The sequence below is a fragment of the Kitasatospora mediocidica KCTC 9733 genome (genome assembly GCF_000744225.1).
Taxonomy (GTDB): domain Bacteria; phylum Actinomycetota; class Actinomycetes; order Streptomycetales; family Streptomycetaceae; genus Kitasatospora; species Kitasatospora mediocidica.
In genome coordinates this window covers 1,852,777-1,865,746 of record NZ_JQLN01000005.1, presented here as the reverse complement: position 1 = coordinate 1,865,746, position 12,970 = coordinate 1,852,777, and the positions used below count along the sequence as shown (strand labels likewise).

The 12,970-nt window shown below is 75.2% G+C and carries 9 protein-coding genes, 1 tRNA gene and 1 pseudogene; 5 read left to right on the top strand and 6 right to left on the bottom strand.

The window, feature by feature from the left end:
• Window positions 1–39: 39 nt before the first annotated feature.
• Both BS80_RS22260 and BS80_RS22255 read left to right on the top strand, forming a co-directional pair.
• Window positions 40–1,041 (top strand): daunorubicin resistance protein DrrA family ABC transporter ATP-binding protein, encoded by a 1,002-nt coding sequence (locus BS80_RS22260; protein ID WP_035799959.1) that lies wholly within the window; start codon window positions 40–42, stop codon window positions 1,039–1,041.
• Entirely contained in the window at window positions 1,038–1,811 is a 774-nt protein-coding gene (locus BS80_RS22255; RefSeq protein WP_035799957.1) for an ABC transporter permease, read from the top strand. Before BS80_RS22260 ends, BS80_RS22255 begins: the two co-directional genes overlap by 4 nt.
• Here BS80_RS22255 and BS80_RS22250 read toward each other — a convergent pair.
• A complete protein-coding gene (locus BS80_RS22250) occupies window positions 1,795–5,115 on the bottom strand; it encodes a BTAD domain-containing putative transcriptional regulator (RefSeq protein ID WP_035802414.1) in 3,321 nt (1,106 codons plus the stop codon). The two genes, BS80_RS22255 and BS80_RS22250, sit on opposite strands and share 17 nt — an antisense overlap.
• A 171-nt stretch (window positions 5,116–5,286) precedes the next feature.
• Between BS80_RS22250 and BS80_RS40980 the strand changes: the two genes are divergently transcribed.
• A tRNA-Arg gene (locus tag BS80_RS40980) sits at window positions 5,287–5,377 on the top strand.
• 28 nt (window positions 5,378–5,405) lie between these two features.
• On the opposite strand, the gene BS80_RS42985 is transcribed toward BS80_RS40980, so the two are convergent.
• Together BS80_RS42985 and BS80_RS42980 are read right to left on the bottom strand one after the other, a co-directional pair.
• A complete protein-coding gene (locus tag BS80_RS42985) occupies window positions 5,406–5,558 on the bottom strand; it encodes a helix-turn-helix domain-containing protein (protein WP_232246570.1) in 153 nt (50 codons plus the stop codon).
• Window positions 5,559–7,602: 2,044 nt separating this feature from the next.
• Window positions 7,603–7,974: pseudogene (locus BS80_RS42980) on the bottom strand (ATP-binding protein); the annotation flags it as partial.
• A 147-nt stretch (window positions 7,975–8,121) separates the two neighbouring features.
• Between BS80_RS42980 and BS80_RS22240 the strand changes: the two are divergent.
• On the top strand, window positions 8,122–8,490 hold the full coding sequence (locus tag BS80_RS22240) for a nuclear transport factor 2 family protein (protein ID WP_035799954.1): 369 nt from the start codon (window positions 8,122–8,124) through the stop codon (window positions 8,488–8,490).
• A 71-nt stretch (window positions 8,491–8,561) separates the two neighbouring features.
• On the top strand, window positions 8,562–10,373 hold the full coding sequence (locus BS80_RS22235) for a S9 family peptidase (RefSeq protein WP_035799951.1): 1,812 nt from the start codon (window positions 8,562–8,564) through the stop codon (window positions 10,371–10,373).
• 7 nt (window positions 10,374–10,380) lie between these two features.
• Here BS80_RS22235 and BS80_RS22230 read toward each other — a convergent pair whose 3' ends face one another.
• The 3 genes from BS80_RS22230 to BS80_RS22220 form a co-directional block, all read right to left on the bottom strand.
• Window positions 10,381–11,163, bottom strand: a complete 783-nt coding sequence (locus BS80_RS22230) for an SURF1 family protein (RefSeq protein WP_035799948.1) — start codon at window positions 11,161–11,163, stop codon at window positions 10,381–10,383.
• A gap of 69 nt (window positions 11,164–11,232) precedes the next feature.
• Complete coding sequence (locus tag BS80_RS22225) at window positions 11,233–12,453, bottom strand: hypothetical protein (RefSeq protein WP_051966908.1); 1,221 nt, start codon at window positions 12,451–12,453, stop codon at window positions 11,233–11,235.
• Complete coding sequence (locus BS80_RS22220; protein ID WP_063772031.1) at window positions 12,446–12,967, bottom strand: SigE family RNA polymerase sigma factor; 522 nt, start codon at window positions 12,965–12,967, stop codon at window positions 12,446–12,448. Before BS80_RS22220 ends, BS80_RS22225 begins: the two co-directional genes overlap by 8 nt.
• Between the last annotated feature and the right edge of the window lie 3 nt (window positions 12,968–12,970).

Here is a 12,970-nt window from a genome sequence, read left to right as displayed (position 1 = left end):
GTCTCACGGAACGAACGACGACGACGAACCGAGGGGACCATGACCACCCAGTCCACCCGTCCGGCGATAGCAACCACCGGACTGCGCAAGGCGTACGGCGACAAGACCGTCCTGGACGGCATCGACCTCCACGTACCGGCGGGGAGCGTCTTCGCCCTGCTGGGCCCCAACGGTGCCGGCAAGACCACCACCGTGCAGATCCTCTCCACGCTGGTCGGCGCGGACGCCGGCCAGGTCCAGGTGGCCGGGCACGACCCGTCCACCGATCCGGACGCGGTCAGGGCCGCGATCGGCGTGACCGGTCAGTTCTCGGCGGTGGACAAGCTGCTGACCGCCGAGGAGAACCTGCTCCTGATGGCGGACCTGCGACACCTGCGCCGAGCCGACGGCCGGCGACGGGCCGCCGAACTGCTGGCGGCGTTCGACCTGGTCGAGGTGGCCCGGAAGCCCGCCGCCGCCTTCTCCGGCGGGATGCTGCGCCGGCTCGACCTGGCAATGACCCTGGTCGGCGACCCGCGGATCATCTTCCTCGACGAGCCGACCACCGGCCTGGACCCGCGCAGCCGCCGCGGCATGTGGCAGATCATCCGCGACCTCGTGGCGGGCGGGGTGACCATCTTCCTCACCACCCAGTACCTGGAGGAGGCCGACCAACTCGCCGACCGCATCGCCGTGCTGGACCACGGGAAGCTGGTCGCCGAGGGCACCGCGCACGAGCTCAAGCGGCTGGTCCCGGGTGGGCACATCAGCCTGCGGTTCACCGACCCGCAGACCCTGGACCGGGCCGCGCGCAGACTCGGCGAGGGCTCCCGCGACGAGGACGCGCTCACCCTGCTGGTCCCCAGCGACGGCGGCGTGCGGTCGCTGCGGTCCGTGCTCGACCTGCTCGACGCCGAGGGGATCGAGGCCGACGGGCTGACCGTGCACACCCCCGACCTGGACGACGTGTTCCTCGCCCTGACCGGCAGCCCCACCGCGACAGCCGGCACCACCGCCGCCGCCACCACCAGCGCCACCCCGGAGAAGGAGACCACGCGATGAGCAGCACCTCGTACGTCCTGCGCGATTCGGCGACGATGCTGCGCCGCAACCTCAAGCACGCCGTGCGCTACCCCGGGCTGACCCTGGGCACGCTGATGGTCCCGCTGATCTTCCTGCTGCTCTTCGTCTACGTCCTCGGCGGCACGCTGGCCAGCGGTATCGGCCACGGCAGCAGCTACATCAACTACCTGGCCCCGGGCATCATCCTGATGACCGTGGCCACCGGCTCGATGACCACGGCGGTGTCCGTCTGCACCGATCTGACCGAAGGCATCATCGCCCGGTTCCGCACCATGTCGATCTCCCGCGCCGCGGTGCTGGTCGGACACGTCGTCGGCAGCGTGATCCAGACGATGGTCAGCATCGCGCTCGTCATCGGCGCCGCACTGCTGATCGGGTTCCGGCCCTCCGCCGACCTCGTGCACTGGCTCGCCGCGCTGGGGATCATCGCCCTGCTCAGCCTCGCGGTGACCTGGCTGGCGGTCGCGCTCGGCACTCTCAGCAAGAACCCCGAGGGCGCGAGCAACCTGGTGATGCCACTCGCACTGCTCCCGTTCGTCGGCAGCGCGTTCGTCCCCACCGGCTCGATGTCGACGGGGGTCCGGCTCTTCGCCGAGTACCAGCCCTTCACGCCGGTCACCGAGACCGTCCGGGGGTTGCTGATGGGCACCCCGATCGACGACAACGCGGTCATCGCCGTCGCCTGGTGCCTCGGCATCAGCGTGGCCGGCTTCCTCTGGGCCACGAAGCTGTTCAACCGCCAAGCGTGACCGCGGCCAACTCCCGCAGCCGTTCGAGCCCCAGCCCTTCGAGCCCCAACTCGGCACCCTCGCGCGCCGCCTCGTCGAACTCCTCGCCGAGCGCGGCGCGCGCCGCCGTCTCCAGCCGTACCGCGTCGGGATGCGACAGGTCGGGACCGCCGCGCACCGCGACGCTCGCGGCCAGCAGTAGGGCCACCGCCCGTGGCCGGCCCTGGCGCAGCGCCTGGTCCGCGATGCCGACCAGCACCCGGGCGACGGTGGGTGCGTGCAGGGTGCCCACCGCGAGGTCCAGGGCCTCGGCTCGGTGCGTGCGGGCCGCGTCCAGATCGCCCTCCAGCGCGTCGAGTCGTGCCGCCGAGTCGAGTACCATCGCCCGGAACACCGGGTGGACGGCGATCGGCCGCAACACCGCTTCAGCCCGCGCGAGTTCGGTCCGCGCCGTGCGCAGATCGCCGGTCCAGCAGGCGAGTTCGGCCTTGGCCTGGGCCATCCCGGCCAGGGCGTCCGGCCAGCCGACCTTGCCGGCCTCCCGTTCGGCCTCGGCCATCGCCGCCGCGCTGCCCGCCACATCGCCCAGCAGCCAGCGCAGTTGGGCCTCCTTGACCCGCATGGACAGCACGTCCTCGACGATCCCGATCTCCGTGGCGAGGACGACGGCCTGCTCGTAGTAGCCGAGCGCGGCGACCAGGTCCCCGCGTTGGGCGACCAGGTCGGCCAGCACGGTCAGCGCGAACGACAGGCCCCACCGCTCGCCGATCGAGCGGAACCCCGCCAGCGCCGACTCGATGTCGGCGGCCGCCTCGGCGTGCCTGGCCCCGAGGTTGAGCAGCGCCCGGCCGCGGTGCAGCCGGACCTGCGCCGCCACCCACGGATCGTCTTCGGGCATCGGGGCGTTGAGCGCGTCCAGCGGCGTTGCCGACCCCTGCTGGGCGCTCTGCCACATCCGGTCCAGCGGTTCGAGGAACTGGATCAACTGGTTGCGGGAGTGCGTCCGTTCGGCCAGCAGGATGGCCTTGCGCAGCAGGCCCTCCGCCTGGCGCTCGTCGCCCAGCCCGGCCGTGGCGAACAGCACCGAGACCGCCCAGGCCACCGCCAGCGCCTCCGCCTCGACCCCGTCCGCCGCCGCCGAGTCCCCTGCCCCGGCCCCGGTCCCGCCCGCCACCGGCGCTCCAGCCTCGTCCACCAACGCCAGCGCCTCGGCGGCGAGTTCGGCACCCTCCGCCTTGTGGCCACTGAGCCACCAGTACCAGCCGGCCGCCGCGACGATGCGCACCGCGGTCGGGGCGTCCCCCGCCGCGATGGCACCGCGCAGCGCGGCGGTGAGGTTGTCGTGGTCCGCGCCGAGCCGGGCGAGCCAGACCAGTTGCCCGGCCCGGCGCAGCTGCGGGTCGGCGGCCTCGGCGAGTTCGGCGAAGCAGCCGGCGTGCGCTTGGCGGACCCGTTCCCGCTCGCCCGCCTCGTCGAGCCGTTCGAGGCCGTATGCCTTGATCGTCTCCAGCATCCGGTACCGCCCGTCGCCGGTGGCCACCAGCAGCGACTTGTCGGTCAGCGCGTCGAGCAGCTCCCAGACGGCCGAAGCCGCCACCTCGCCCCCACCTCCGCCACCGCCAGTACCGCCACCACCGTCGGCGCACACCCGCTCGGCCGCCTCCAGCGTCGCGCCACCGGAGAACACCGCGAGCCGCCGCAGCACGGCCCGTTCCGGCCCGGTCAACAGCTCCCAGCTCCAGTCGACCACGGCCCGCAGGGTCTGGTGCCGGGGCAGCGCCATCCGCGAGCCGCCGGTGAGCAGCCGGAACCGGTCGTCGAGCCGGCCGGCCACCTGCTCGACGCTCAGCGTGCGCAGGCGCGCCGCGGCCAACTCGACGGCCAGCGGCAGCCCGTCCAGCGCCCGGCAGATGCCCACCACGGCCGCCACCGTCGCCTCGGTCACCTCGAACCCCGGTCGCGCCGCGGCTGCCCGGTCGGCCAGCAGCCGGACGGCGGCGTACGAGGTCGCCTCCGCCGCACCCGCGCCCTCCGGCGGCAGCGCCAGCCGCTCCACCGGCCACAGGGCCTCGCCGGTGAGCCCGAGCGGCTCACGGCTCGTCGCGAGGATCCGCAGGCCCGGGCACTCGCCCAACAGCCGGTCGGCCACGGCGGCGACCGCCTCGATCAGGTGCTCGCAGTTGTCCAGGACGAGCAGCGCGCTGCGGCCCCGCAGCGCCGCCACCAGCCGGTCCAGCGGCTCGCCCACCGGGCCCAGCGCCATCGATCCCTGCTCGCGCAGGCCCATCGCGGCCAATACCGCCTGCGGCAGGTCCGCGCCGTCGACGACCGGCGCGAGCTCCACCAGCCAGACGCCGTCCGGCAGTCGGTCGACCAGCGGGCGCGCCGCCTCGATCGACAGCCGCGTCTTCCCGGCGCCGCCCGGCCCGGTGAGCGTGGTGAGCCGGTACTCGTCGAGCAGCCTGCCGACCTGGGCGACGTCCCCGTCGCGGCCGACGAAGCTGGTCAGCCCGGCCCGCAGGTTGGACATCGGCCGGGGCCTCGCCGCGGCCGGCACGGGCGCCGCCGGGAAGGACAACGGGACTGGCACCGGGTCGAGTTGGCCGCGCAGCACCGCGGTGTGCAGCGCGGACAGCTCGGGCGACGGGTCGGCGCCCAGCTCGTCGGCGAGGACCTCGCGCGCCCGTTCGTAGGCCGTGAGCGCCTCGGCCGGCCGCCCGGCCGCCACCAGCGCCCGCATCAACGCGCCCAACAGCCGCTCCCGCAAAGGGTGTTCGGCTACCAGCGAGGTCAGTTCGGAGGTCAGTTCGCGGCCGCGGCCCAGCCGGAGGTCCGCCTCGATCCGATCCTCCAGCGCCACCGCCCGCAGCTCCGACAGCCGGGCCACCGGCGCCCGGAAGAAGTCCCCGCCCGCCACGTCCAGCAGGGCAGGCCCCCGCCAGAGGTCCAGCGCCTCGCGCAGCAGCCGGGCGGCGTTCGCGGGGTCCTGCGGCAGCGCCGACCGCCCCGCCTCCGCCAGCCGTTCGAAGCGCGTCACATCCACCGCGTCCGGCTCGACCACCAGGCGGTAGCCGGCCGGATGCGACTCGACCTCCACCCCGGGCAGCGCCCGGCGCAGCCGGGAGACCAGCGCCTGGAGAGCGTTCCCCGCCCCCATCGGCGGGTCGTTCTCCCAGATCCCGTCGATCAGCAGGTCGGCCGGGACCACCCGGCCCGGTTCGAGCGCGAGCAGGATCAGCAGGGCGCGCAGTCTGGCACCCCCCACGGCGGTGGCGCCGCCGTCATCGGTCCGGACTTCCAGTGTCCCCAGCATCCCGATCCGCATGATCACGATTCTGCCGTGCCGACGTCCCCGCGCGATAGCCGCCGTCCGCCACCGGCCGCCGCCGACCACCCCCGGGCAGAGCCACCGGTCGTCAGCACAGAGTCAGGGCGGCGTCAGCGGAGCCTGGCACAGTCTTCCTTGTGACGGGACGGGAAACCGGACCGGACGCACGGATAGGTGCCCGGAGCGGTTTATCGGGGACCGGAACCCCGGTTCCGGTCGGGTCCAGCGGCCCACGCAGGTTCGAATCCTGCCCTCTCCGCCGACAGGCGCGCGCCCCTGGCGCGGCACTACACCAGGGCCGCCAGTTCACCCCGGGAGGCGACCCCGAGCTTCGGGTACGCCTTGTACAGGTGGTGCCCCACGGTCCGCGGGCTGAGGAAGAGCTGCGCCGCGATGTCCCGGTTGGAGAGCCCCTGCGCGGCCAGCCTGACGATGTGCACCTCCTGCGGCGTCAGCCCGGCCAGCGGACCGGCCGGGACGGCGCAGCCACTCGCCGAACAGCAGGCTGGTGCGGGCGAGTTCGAAGGGGCGGTCGTCGGCGGCGTGCAGCTTCAGCGCCGCCAGGTAGCCGGACTCGGCGAGCTCGTCGGGGCCCAGCAGCGCCTGGCAGCGGGCCACCAGCGCCCGTGCCCACCCGGGCGCCGCCGTCGCCCAGCGCCGGTAGCGCTCGAACGCCTCGGCCGCGCGCTCCGGTTCGCCCAGGCGCACGGCCGCCTCCACCAGGTCGGGCACGGCCCGGACGGCCGAGACGTGGTGACCGAGCGGTCCGCCGGTGAGCGCGGCCAGCCGGTCGGCCGCTCCGGCGGCCCGGCCCTGCCCCAGGTCGTGCACGGCCAGCGCCCACTGGGCCCAGCCGGAGCCGGCCGCCGGGGCTCCCCAGGCCGAGGCGGCGTCGGCCAGCGCCTCGGCCACCCGCTCGGTCACCCGCTCGGTCACCCGTGCGCCGTCCCCGCGCAGCGCCGCCACATACGCGTCGAGCGCGCAGAGTTGGCTGAGCCACTGCGGCTGCCCGGTGTCCCGGGCGAGCGCCAGCCCCTCGGCGAGGCTGACCTCGGCATCGCGGTGCCGGCCGTGAAAGAGTTCCGCCTCGGCGAGGAAGAAGAGCAGCGTGGGCAGCGGACCCACCGACCCGCTGAGGCGCGCCTCGGCGATCAGCTCGGTGGCCAGCTGATAGGTCTCCGCGTCGCGGCCCAGGATCAGCGTCGCGCCGCAGATCGGCAGCAGCTCACGCGGCCCCTCCGCGCCGGCCGCGCGCGCCCGCCGGACGGTCTCGGCGGCGGTCGGCAGCACCGGGCCGGACCGGCCGAGCGCGGGCAGCGCGGTCGCCAGCAGGTGGCGGACCAGCGGCTCGGTCGGGTCGCCGGCCGGCAGCGACAGGGCGGCCAGCCGGTCCAGCACCACTTCGGTCTGCGCCGCCCCGAGGTACCAGGCGGCGTGGAAGGCCTGGAGCAGCAGCCGGGCGGCGTCCGGCGGGGTGATCTCGCTCTCCGCGGCGGTCAGCAGCAGCCGGTACGCGTCGGGGTAGGAGCCCCGCCAGAAGTGCGCGGTGGCCCGGACCCAGGCCAGCACGGCCCGGGCGTACGGCTCCTCGGCCCACTCCCCGGCGCGCACCGCCAGCGCCTCGGCCCGGTCCGACTCGGCGGCGTCCAGGGCGGCTTCGGCGGCCAGCAGCAGGCAGCGGGCGGCCGCCGTCCGGTCGGGGTTGAGCCGGGCCGCCCGCTCATAGGCGGCGGACGCTCCGGCGTGCCCGCCGCGCGCACCGGCCCGCGCGGCGACCCGCTCCAACGCCTCGGCCAGCTCCGCGTCCTGGCCGCTCACCGCGAGCGAGAGGTGCCAACTGCCGCGGTCCTCCTGCCCCGCCTCGCGCAGCAGCCGGCCCAGCGTGCGGTGGACCGCCGTCCGGCTGTCCGGCGCCGCCTGTTGCAGCAGGACGGTGCGCAGCAGCGAGGTCCGCAGGACGTACCGGCCCTGCAGCGAGAACCGCAGCAGCCCGGCTGCCTCGACGGCCGCGAAGTCCTCCGCACGGACGCCGAGTTGCTGGGCCGCCCCGCGCACGACCGCCGGGTCGCCGGTCTCCTCGGCGGCCGCGAGCAGCAGCAACGTCCGGGCGCCGGCGGGCAGTCGGGTGACCTGGCCGTGCAGGGCAAGCTGCAGCCGTCCGGTCAGCGGCAATCCGCCGTCCAGGAAGGCGGAGTCGGCGGCGGAGCCCGGCACGGCCGCGAACTCGACCGGCAGCTCGGTCAGCGCCAGCGGGTTGCCCTGCGCCTGCGCGAGCACCCGGAACCGCACCCGCTCGGTCGCCCGGCCGTCCTCGCGCGAGGTCAACAGCGCCGCGGCGGCGGTGGGATCGAGTCCGGCCAGCCGCAGTTCGGGCAGCCCGGGGGCCGCGAACGCCCCCTCGCCGTCGCGCGCGGCGAAGAGCAGCACGACGCCCTCGCGGTCCAGCCGCCGGGCCGCCAGCAGCAACGCCTCGGCGGACGCCCGGTCGAGCCACTGGGCGTCGTCGACCAGGCACACCAGCGGGCGGTCGGCGGCCAGTTCGGCGAGCAGCGCGAGCGTCGCGAGGCCGGTGAGCAGCCGGTCCGCGGGGCCGACGTCGGCCAGCCCGAAGGCGTTCTCCAACGCGCGGCGCTGCGGCGCCGGCAGCGCGGGCAGTCTGTCCAGCGCCGGGGCCAGCAGCAGGTGCAGTCCGGCGAACGGCAGGTCGGCCTCCGACTCGACGCCGGTCACCCGGATCAACCGGTGCTCCTCGCCCGCCCGTTCGGCGGCATGGTCGAGCAGCGCGCTCTTGCCGATCCCCGGCTCCCCGCGCAGCACCAGCACCGCGCTGCGCCCCTCCCGCGCCCCCGCCAGCATGGCGTCGACGGCGGCCTGCTCCCGTGCCCTCCCGTACAGCATGGGCCGAGCCTACCCATGCGTGACTGATTCGGGCCGACCGCGTCCTGCGTACCTTCGTGACCAGTAGGAACACCGAAACGACAGCAGCTCACAAGGAGAAGGACCATGACGGATCTTCAGCAGTTGGCCGACCGGTACATCGCCCTGTGGAACGAGACCGACCCGGCCACCCGCCGCAAGCTCGTCGACGACATCTGGGCCGAGGACGCCGGCTACACCGACCCGCTGGTGGAGGTGGTCGGCCGGGATGCCTTCGACACCGTGATCGGCGCCGTCCAGAGCCAGTTCCCCGGCCTGGTCTTCACCCTGGGGTCCGGCGGCGTGGACACCCACCACAACATCGCCCGCTTCACCTGGGACCTCGGCCCGGCCGGCGGGGAGGCGCTGGTGGTCGGCTTCGACGTCCTGGTGGCCACCGCGGACGGCCGGATCGGCGCGGTGCACGGCTTCCTCGACCGGGTACCCAGCGCCTGAACCCGTTCTGGATACCGACGGAAAGGGCCGGGGAGCTGCCCCTCCCCGGCCGGATCGGGTTGGATGGGCGGATGAGTAGCGAGAAGAACGACGTGCCCGCCTGGGAGCAGCGGTTCCGGGCGGCGCGGCTCTCCCTCCCCGAGTGGGCCGACGAAGCCCCCGACCGTTCGCTGTACGTCTCGAACGCGACCGGAACCTTCGAGGTGTACGCCTGGGACCGGGCCGCCGACACCCACCGCCGGGTCACCGACCGCCCCAACGGCACCACCGACGCGGCGCTCTCGCCCGACGGCGCCTGGGTCTGGTGGTTCGACGACACCGACGGCGACGAGTTCGGCGTCTGGCGTCGGCAGCCCTTCGGGGGCGGCGCCGACGAGCCGGCCGTCCCCGGCCTCGCGCCGTCCTACGAGGCGGGTCTGGCGCTGGGCCGGGACGGCACCGTGGTGGTCGGCCGGTCCACCGACGAGGACGGCACCACGATCCACCTGCTGCGCCCGGGCGCGGAGCAGCCCGTGGAGATCTACCGGCACGCCGAGTACGGCGGCGTCGGCGACCTGTCGCACGACTGTGCGCTGCTGGCCGTCGACCACACCGAGCACGGCGACGCGATGCACAGCGCGATCCGGGTGCTGCGCACCGCCGACGGGTCCACGGTCGGCGAGCTGGACGAGGTGACCGGCCACGCCGAGCCGCGCGGCCTGGCCTGCCTGGGCTTCGCCCCCGTCCCCGGCGACAGCCGCCTGCTGGTGGCCCACCAGCGTCGCGGCCACTGGGAGCCGATGCTCTGGGACCCGCTGACCGGCGTCGAGACCGAACTGGTGCTGCGCACCGCGGAGGGCGGCACGCTGCCCGGCGACGTCTCCGCGCAGTGGCACCCGGACGCCAAGGCACTGCTGGTCGAGCACGAGTTCGAGGCCCGCAGCGAGCTGTTCCGCTACGACCTCGCCGACGGGGTGCTGACCCGGCTGGACACCCCGCGCGGCACGGTCTCGGGCGCCACCGCCCGGCCGGACGGGACGGTGGAGTTCCTCTGGTCCTCGGCCGCCGAGCCGTCCGCCGTCCGCTCCACCGCGGGCACCGTGGTGCTGCGCGCGCCGGGCTCGGTGCCGCCCGGATCGGTGCCGGTCGAGGACGTCTGGGTGGACGGCCCGGGCGGCCGGGTGCACGCCCTGGTGCAGCGCCCGGCGGGCGAGGGCCCGTTCCCGACGGTCTTCGAGGTGCACGGCGGCCCGACCCACCACGACAGCGACTCCTTCGCCGCCGGCCCGGCCGCCTGGCTGGACCACGGCTTCGCGGTGGTCCGGGTCAACTACCGCGGCTCGACCGGCTACGGCCAGGCCTGGACGGACGCGCTGCGCGAGCGGGTCGGCCTGATCGAGCTGGAGGACATCGGCGCGGTGCGCGCCTGGGCGGTGGCCTCCGGCCTCGCCGACCCGGCGAGGCTGATCCTCTCCGGCGGCTCCTGGGGCGGCTACCTCACGCTGCTCGGCCTGGGCGTGCAGCCGGAGGACTGGTCGCTGGGCTTGGCCGTCGTCCCGGTGGCGGACTACCTCACCGCCTACGAGGACGAGATGGAGGCGCTGAAGTCCCTGGACCGCACGCTCTTCGGCGGGACCCCGCAGGAGGAGCCCGAGCGCTGGCGGACCTCCTCGCCGCTGACCTACGTCGAGCGGGTCAAGGTGCCGGTCTACATCAGCGCCGGTCTGAACGACCCGCGCTGCCCGATCCAGCAGATCGAGAACTACGTGACGCGGCTGGAGCAGCTGGGCACCCCGCACGAGGTCTACCGCTACGACGCCGGGCACGGCTCGCTGGTGGTGGAGGAGCGGATCAAGCAGCTGCGGCTGGAGATCGACTTCGCCCGCCGGCACCTGCCGCAGTAGTCCGCTCTCAGCTCTCCAGGACCGGGTCGAGCCCGAGGGCCCGGTCCTGGGCGGCCTCCGCCTCGCGGCGCAGCAGCCGGAACCACATGAAGCCGACGAAACCGGCGAAGACGAACCACTCCAGCGTGTAGCCGAGGTTCTGGAACGCCCGGGCGGTCAGTCCGTCGCCGCCGTCCGGCTGGGTCGTCGGCACCGCCGTCAGGCCGGCCTGCACGTCGTCCTCGGCCACCCAGCCGTCGTACGTCGGGTACGGCAGCAGGTTGACCAGGGTGGCCGGGTTGATGGTGCCGAGCTGGCCGGCCGGCAGTCCGCCGACCACCGCGCCGGCGCTGTCGCTGGTCTCGGGCGCCTGGAGGCGGCCGACGACGCTCACCTGACCGGCGGGGGGCGCTGGAGGCGTACCGGGGGCGCCCGCCACCCAGCCGCGCACCACCGCGACGGCGTGACCGTCCGCCGTCCGCAGCGGGGTGAGCACGTAGTAGCCCTGCCGGTCGTCCACCGTGCGGTTGGGGACCATCAGCTGGTGGGCGGCGTCGAAGGTGCCCGAGACGCTCACCTCGTGGCCCACCGAACCGGCGCTGACCAGCGGCGCGGCGGCGGTCAGCACGGAGTCCAGCGGGCTGGCGGCGCCGGGCGTGGCCAGGGGCGCGGTGGTCTTGGCGTGGTGGCTGACGACCCGGTCCTCGAACCGGCCCAGCTGCCACGAGCCCAGCCACAGGCAGACCGCGATGGCGGCCACCGCGAGGACGGTGTTGCCCAGCCAGCGCGGAGTCAGGAGGAACCGGTACACACCCCCACGGTAACCATCGATTCCCACCGCCCCCGCACAGGGTCCCCGTCCGCCCCCGTGGCGCGCCCGTCAGGACGCCGGCTGCGGCAGCGAGCGGTAGACCGTGCCACCGCCGCACACCCCGTCGAGCTGCGCGGAGGCCGCCACCGGTCCGTCGCCGGCCGGCCGCTCGGCGACGGTGAGCGTCCCGGACGCGGTGGACCGGTCCGACGACGGCGCCGCGCTGGCGGAGGAGCCGGCCGCCGCGCTGGACCGGCCGACCGCGCCCCCGCCGCTCGGGAGGGTGAACCCGCCACCCGGCGACTCGTCGGCGGAGCCCGGACCGCCGGACTCCGCCGCCGGGACGGCGCCGGCCGGCCGGCTCGGCGAGCCGCCCTGGGCGCCCGGCCCGCCCGTACTGCCGGTGGCCCCCGGCTGCCCGGCCCCCGGGCTGGCGCCGGCGGTGGGGTCCAGGCTGGCGCTGGGGCTCGGACCGGCGGTCGGCGCCGCCGAGGAGGACGCGCCTCCGGGCTGGCAGAGCGCGGTCGGCACCCAGGCGAAGGAGAGCTGGTAGCTGGCCGCCACGGGCAGCAGCAGCCGGCCCGGCAGGGTCGCCGGGTCCGGCAGCGCGTCGGCCGGATCCCCCAGGGTGTGGACGAGAACGGTGACCGGACCCGCGCCGCCGCTCACCGTCAGGGTGCCCGGGTCGGTCAGCAGGCAGGCCCGCCCCGAGACGTTGGAGACGGTGAAGAGGCCGTAGCGCCGACCGGTCGCGTCCGGCGTGCCGACCAGGGCGCTGGCCCGTCCGAGGTCGGCCGCAGCGCAGTCGGGCGCGGCGGGGACCGCTCCGGATGGGCCGCTGCCGGGCGCGCTCAGCGCGGACGCCCCGGCGATCGGCGGCGGCGTGGACGCCGAGGTGGCGTCGCCGTCGTCCGCCGCGCCCGTCCTGGGCAGGCCGGGAAGCGGGCGGCGGCCCTTCGACGCGGGGCCGGAGCCGCCGCGCTCCTCGGAGGGCCGGACGGTGCCGGGGCCGGCCGCCGAGCCGTCGGACAGCTGAAGGCCGCCCAGGCTCTGCAGGGTCGGCACGGCGACCGCGAGCACCGCGGCGGCCAGCCCCGCGCTGGTCCACGCCTGCCGGCGCCGGGCCCGCCGGGCCGGGACGGCCCGCCGGATCCGCGGCAGCGCGTCCGGCGTCGGCTGCAGGCCGTCCACCGCGCGGTGCAGCAGCGCGCGGAGCATCTGCTCCTCCGCGCTGTCGAAGCTCCCGGGCGCCTCCGCGCGCCCCCGCGCCTCGTGCTGATCCTCAGTCATGACTGCTCTCCATCAGCACCCGCAGGGCCGCCAGACCGCGCGAGCCGTACGCCTTCACCGCCCCCAACGAGACCCCCAGCAACTCGGCCACCTGAGCCTCCGTCATGTCGGCGTAGTAGCGCATCACCAGGACCTCACGCTGACGCCGTTGCAGCTTGCGCAGCGCGGCCTTCAGCTGATCGCGTTCGAGAGCATCGTAGGCGCCCTCTTCTGCACTGGCCATGTCAGGCATCGGCTTCGGCAGCAGCCGCAGCCCGAGGATGCGCCGACGCAGCGTACTGCGCGAGAGGTTGACGACGGTCTGGCGCAGGTAGGCGAGGGTCTTCTCGGGCTCACGGACCCGCCGACGGGCCGCGTGCACCCGGATGAACGCCTCCTGCACGACGTCCTCGCAGGAGGCCTGATCGTCCAGCAGCAGGGCGGCCAGCCGCAGCAGCGACCGGTAGTGGGCCTGGTAGGTCTCGGTGAGCAGGTCGACACTGGCTCCCGCCGTGTCGGTGGCAGCCATGGTCATCCC

What these genes read in the sequence shown, in the direction of transcription:
- BS80_RS22260 (WP_035799959.1), top strand. Translation starts at nt 40, where the DNA reads ATGACCACCCAGTCCACCCGTCCGGCGATAGCAACCACCGGACTGCGC.
- BS80_RS22255 (WP_035799957.1), top strand. Translation starts at nt 1,038, where the DNA reads ATGAGCAGCACCTCGTACGTCCTGCGCGATTCGGCGACGATGCTGCGC.
- BS80_RS22250 (WP_035802414.1), bottom strand. Translation starts at nt 5,115, where the DNA reads ATGCGGATCGGGATGCTGGGGACACTGGAAGTCCGGACCGATGACGGC.
- BS80_RS22240 (WP_035799954.1), top strand. Translation starts at nt 8,122, where the DNA reads ATGACGGATCTTCAGCAGTTGGCCGACCGGTACATCGCCCTGTGGAAC.
- BS80_RS22235 (WP_035799951.1), top strand. Translation starts at nt 8,562, where the DNA reads ATGAGTAGCGAGAAGAACGACGTGCCCGCCTGGGAGCAGCGGTTCCGG.
- BS80_RS22225 (WP_051966908.1), bottom strand. Translation starts at nt 12,453, where the DNA reads ATGACTGAGGATCAGCACGAGGCGCGGGGGCGCGCGGAGGCGCCCGGG.
- BS80_RS22220 (WP_063772031.1), bottom strand. Translation starts at nt 12,967, where the DNA reads ATGACCATGGCTGCCACCGACACGGCGGGAGCCAGTGTCGACCTGCTC.